This window comes from Variovorax sp. P4_D9 (assembly GCF_056401695.1).
This window is the reverse complement of sequence record NZ_JBFUIU010000662.1, coordinates 1-4,954: the sequence shown is the minus strand read 5'-3', so window position 1 is coordinate 4,954 and position 4,954 is coordinate 1. Positions and strand designations below refer to the sequence as shown.

Annotated in this window: 4 protein-coding genes; all 4 read right to left on the bottom strand. The window is 67.4% G+C overall.

The features are described from left to right. On the bottom strand, window positions 1-830 hold an 830-nt coding region (locus tag AC1DY5_RS41980), incomplete at its 3' end, for a DUF2955 domain-containing protein (protein ID WP_478120344.1). 10 nt (window positions 831-840) lie between these two features. Then, entirely contained in the window at window positions 841-1,956 is a 1,116-nt protein-coding gene (locus AC1DY5_RS41975; RefSeq protein WP_478120343.1) for an HlyD family secretion protein, read from the bottom strand. Further along, the gene (locus AC1DY5_RS41970; protein ID WP_478120345.1) at window positions 1,953-3,482 is read right to left on the bottom strand and encodes an efflux transporter outer membrane subunit; all 1,530 of its coding nucleotides are present in this window, start codon (window positions 3,480-3,482) and stop codon (window positions 1,953-1,955) included. Before AC1DY5_RS41970 ends, AC1DY5_RS41975 begins: the two co-directional genes overlap by 4 nt. A 43-nt stretch (window positions 3,483-3,525) precedes the next feature. Continuing rightward, the gene (locus AC1DY5_RS41965) at window positions 3,526-4,650 is read right to left on the bottom strand and encodes an AI-2E family transporter (RefSeq protein ID WP_478120342.1); all 1,125 of its coding nucleotides are present in this window, start codon (window positions 4,648-4,650) and stop codon (window positions 3,526-3,528) included. Between the last annotated feature and the right edge of the window lie 304 nt (window positions 4,651-4,954).

Genomic DNA, 4,954 nt, shown 5'->3' with positions numbered 1-4,954 from the left:
CAGAAGGATGGCGGCAAGGCGCCGGGCCGGACCCGGAACAGCCGCGCCCCCGCCCACAGCGCGGCCGCGGCCATCCACAGCATCAACATCCACAGGTTGGGGCGCAGCGACAGGCCGATCCAGATGCATCCCGCGATCACTGCGCCCATGAGTGTGGACCCCACGAGCTCCCGTCCGGCCGAACGGGTGCTGGTGGAGCCGGCCTGCTGACCCAGCGCCACGGACTTCATGATGGCGGCGACGTAGAAGGAGGGATTGGTCAGCGCCAGCACGAAGATTGGCATGACGACCAGGACGGCGCGCAAGGCAATCCAGCTCGCCGACTCCCGGGTGGGGACCTCCGGTGGAGCCCCGCTGCCGGCGGGAACGGGGAGATCGGGGAAGAGAGCGTGCGATGCGCCGCTCACCAGCACGCCGATGCAGAGACCCACCGCGAGGGTTGCGCCAATCTGGAAGGCCAGGACCTGCTCCACCACGCCGACGACTGGAATCAAGGTGATGGCCATCACCAGGATCGTCGTCAGCGGGTTGGCATTGCGCACGCCTGAATAGAACACCGCGTAGAGCAACGCCCCGGTCAGCAGCACGCCGGCCAGCGCGTAGTTTTCCAGCACCGGAACCACCAGCACGCCGGCCGTCATCAGCGCGGCGATGACGAGGGCGAAGGCAATGCCCTTGAAGAGCGGGATCGGCGGCCCCGGCTTGCACAGGATCAGCACGGCCACCACGCAGACCGCGTAGGGCGCCTTCAGGGCCCAGCCGTAGGCGACCAGCACCGCGAGCGCCAGGCCGATGGCCAGTCGCAGCACGCCCTTGTCGGCCCGGCCCATCCGGCGCTTCCTAGTAGACATAGGACAGCATGCTCATCAGGTGGATGAAGGCCGTTCCGAGCCCGTTCATCAGCCCATGATCGCCCGTGTAGACCAGCACCTCGGCTTGTCCGCCGACCCGCACGGCGCGCAGCTGCTCRCGCTCGGACGGATCGATCTCGATGGCCACCGGAAAGCGCTGCGCCTGGCGCAGCCAGTCGCGGCTGTTCTCGATCGTCGGCAGCGTCCCCGGCTGCGCCGGCTGCCCACTGGCGACCCCGCTGCCGACGCTGCGCACCCGGCCCTTCAGGACCTTGCCCGGCATCACGTCGAGCACGATCGCCACCGCGTCGCCGGGCTCGATGTTGCCAAGGTTGTTCTCGGTCATGTCCGCGCTGATCCAGAGGTCGTGGATGGTGACCAGCGTCATGACCGGCGCGCCGGCCTGCACGAACTGCCCGGCGTCGGTGCGCAGGTCGGTCACGAGGCCGCCCGCGGGTGCGACCACCTCCGTGCGCTGCATGTCCAGTTCGGCCTTTTCGACGGCCGAGCGGGCACTGGTCAGCTGCGCGTTCTTGTCGCCGCTCTCGCCCGCCGCTTCCTGGGCGCGGATCAGGTCCGCCCGGGCTGCCTGCTCCTGGCTGAGCGCCTTGACACGGCTGGCCTGTGCGCTCTGGACCCGGCGGATGGAAATGGCACCAGGGTCTTCGGCAAAGATCTGCTCCAACCGCGTGGCATCCTGCTGGGCGTAGACATGGTTGGCCGCGGCCGCCCGCAGCGAGGCCTGGGCCGCATCCACCGACGCCACCGACGCATTGATGGAGCGCCGGACCGACTCGTAGTCGGAACGGCTGCGTTGCAGCGCGATGCGGTACTGCGTCGGGTCGATCTCGAAGAGCTGCTGCCCCTGTTCCACGCTGTCGTTGTTCTTGACGTGCACCTTCAGCACCCGGCCCGCCACCTCCGCCGCCACCGGCACCACAAAGGCCTGCACCCGGGCCTGCGACGTGTAGGGTGTCAGGCGATCGGACACGAAATACCAGACCAGACTGGCGACGATGAGCACCAGCACGACGATGGCGCCGATGCGGGCGCCCTTGCCGGACTCGGGTGGCGGCTGCGTGGGCTGCGTGGCTTCGTCGCTCATGGTCTTGTCCCCTCCGGAGTGGGCAGCGCATCGGCGCCGGGCGGCGGCAGCGGGGCTGCCAGCAGCCCCTTCCAGTCGCTGCGCCGGCCCATGGTCTCCTGCGTCGCATCGTCGAGCACGGGCCGGCTGCGGGCCGCCTCCCAACCGCCACCCATGGCCTTGTAGATGGCGATCAGGCTCTGCGACAGGCTGCCGCGGCTGGCGACCAGCTGGTCCTGCTCGCTGAAGAGCGTCCGCTGCGAGTCGAGCACGCGCTGGAAGTCGATCAAGCCTTCGTTGTACTGCCTGTCGGCGATTTCCAGCGAACGCTGCGCGGCCTTCACCGCGTCCGCCAGCAGCACGATCTGCTCGCCGGTCTTGGCAAAGCCGACCGACGCATCATCGATCTCGCGGGCCGCCCGCAGCACCGTGTCCTGGTACTGCTCGTAGAACTGCTGGAACCTCGCGTCCTGCAGCAGCACGGTGTTGGTCAGCCGGCCATGGTCGAACACATTCCAGACCAGGCCGGGCCCGATGGCCCCGCTCAGGATCTGTGGCGACCCCGAGACCGACGTCGCCGCCAAGCCCACCGAGCCCAGCAGCGAGATGGACGGATAGAGGTCCGCGACGCTGACGCCAATCAGGGCGGACTGCGCAGCCAGCTGCATTTCTGCCGTCCGCACGTCCGGACGGCGTCGCAGCAGTTCGGCCGGCATGTCGACGATGACGTCCAGGCCGGCCTGCGGGATCCGTCCCTTCCCCTCGTCCATCTCGGGTAAGGGGCCCGGGGCGCGGGCCAGCAGGATGCTCAAGGCATTCTGGGTCTGGCGCAGGACGATCTCCAGCTGGGGCACGGTCGACAGCGTGCCCAGGTACTGCGCCTTGGCCTGCTGGACGTCCAACTCGGACTCGTTGCCGCTCTTGAAATGCAACTCCGTGATCTGCAGGCTGCGCCGTTGCAGTTCCGCGTTCTCGCGCGCGATCCGCAGCCGCAGTTCCACCGTGCGGATCGAGCAGTACAGGCCGGCGACCTGGGCTGCCATCAGCACCTGCATGTCGTCGTACTGGGCGATGCTGGCGAGATAGGCGGCGTCCGCCGACTCGATGCTGCGCTTGAACTTGCCCCAGAAGTCGATCTCCCAGCTCACGCTCAGCGCGGCATTGGCCGTCACCGCGCTGGTGTCGCGCCCGCCGCCCGAGCGCTGCTCGCCCACGCCGAGCACGTTGCCGGTCACCTGCTGCACCTGCGGATAGCGCGTGCTGTCGGCAATGCCGAGCTGGGCCCGCGCCTCCATGATGCGCATGCCGGCGATTCGCACGCTGGGATTGACGCGCTGCGCCTCGGCGACGAGCTGGTCGAGCACGGGGTCGTTGAAGTTGCGCCACCACGCCTGCATTGAGCCGTTGCGCGGGCGCCGCGGGTCGGCGGCGAGGGTTTCGAGCGAACCGCCGGTCCAGCCGGACAGCCAGGGCACCCGGGGCCGCTCGAAATCGGGCCCCACCGTGGTGCATCCCCCGAGCATCGCGGCGGCGCCGGCCAATGCCATCACTCGCACCCTCGACCCCTTCGAAGGCATCGCGCGCATCGGCTCAAGTAGCCGTCGGCAAGTCGGTCTCCGTCTCGACGACGTCCGGATCGGTCGCTACCCACCGCATGAGGATCTGATAGCCCAGGCTCAGCGCGGCGGCACCCACGAACATGCCCAGGATGCCGGCGCCTGCCAGGCCGCCCAACGCACCGATCAGGACCACCGGCATGGGGGCATCCACCCCCCGGCCCAGCAACAGCGGCTTCAGGACGTTGTCGAGCATGCCTGAGATCACCAGGAGCACGCTGTTGACAACGGCCGGCACGGTGTCGTACGCCCCGCTCAGCCAGATGTAGGCGATGACCGGCACGGTGACCAGGAGCGCGGGCACCTGCGCAATGCCCAGCACCAGCACGATGATCGCCAGCACGCCCGCAAAGGGAATCTCGGCAACGATCAGGACGATGCCCACGACCATGGCCTGGATGAAGGCCACGCCGACCACGCCCAGGGCCACCGCGCGAATGGTCTGGGTCGCCAGCTCGGCGAACTCCACGCCCCGCCGGGTGCCCGCGATGCGTCCGAGGATCGACCTCGCGGCTTCGGAGCCCGACTCTCCGAAGGCCATGATGATGCCTGCGATGATGAAGGAGAACACGAAAAGCAGCACCGACCCCGCCATGCTGGCCACCATCTCCAGCGCCTTGGCGGCCAGTTCACCTAGCTGTGGCTGCACCTTCTTGAGCACCGACGGCAAGTCCTTGTGGGCCAATGACCAGATGCTGTCCACTTTCTTGCCAACCACGGGCCACTCTGCCACGCCGGGCGGCGGTGGAGGAATCTTCAAGTCGTCGTCGCTCAGGTTGACCACGGTCTGATGGACCGAATCGCCCAGCGAGCCCAGCACCACGGCCGTGGGCGCCACGATCAGCGTGATGCCGGCCAGCACCAGCAACGTGGCCGCCAACCCCTGTTTTCCACCCAACCTCCCGGCCAGCGCCTGATGGCCCGGGTACATCGTCACCGCCAGGATCAGCGCCCAGGCCATCATGGAGATGAAAGGCGAGAATATCCGGTAACACAGCAGGGTCAGGGCCAGTACCAGTCCGGCCCGGATGAGCACATCCATGAGCTTCCTGGACATCCGTGTTTCGCGTACGAGATCAGGCTGGGAGAGCGTTGCCATGGTTCGACCTTCTAGGGTAGAAGACGTAGGAATTTTCATGCGCTGCTATTTCTTTGACTTGACAACTCTCAACACTGCAGCATTCAGCATCGGCACTCAGGACATTCGACTCCCGTATGCGACTCGGTGATTTGCCTTTAGAAACTCGACACGAACCACTGCGCTGGACCTTGGTCGCGGTGGCAAGCGTTGCCCTTGCCTTTCTTGGCGCCTGGTTGTTGCAAAGCGCGATTCCGCGCCACATCGTTCTCGCGTCCGGCCTGCCGGACGGCATGTACCACCAGTACGCGCAGCGCTACAAGGA

Excerpts from the sequence above, each read along its gene's own strand:
- AC1DY5_RS41970 (WP_478120345.1), bottom strand. The coding sequence starts at position 3,482 with ATGGCATTGGCCGGCGCCGCCGCGATGCTCGGGGGATGCACCACGGTG.
- AC1DY5_RS41965 (WP_478120342.1), bottom strand. The coding sequence starts at position 4,650 with ATGGCAACGCTCTCCCAGCCTGATCTCGTACGCGAAACACGGATGTCC.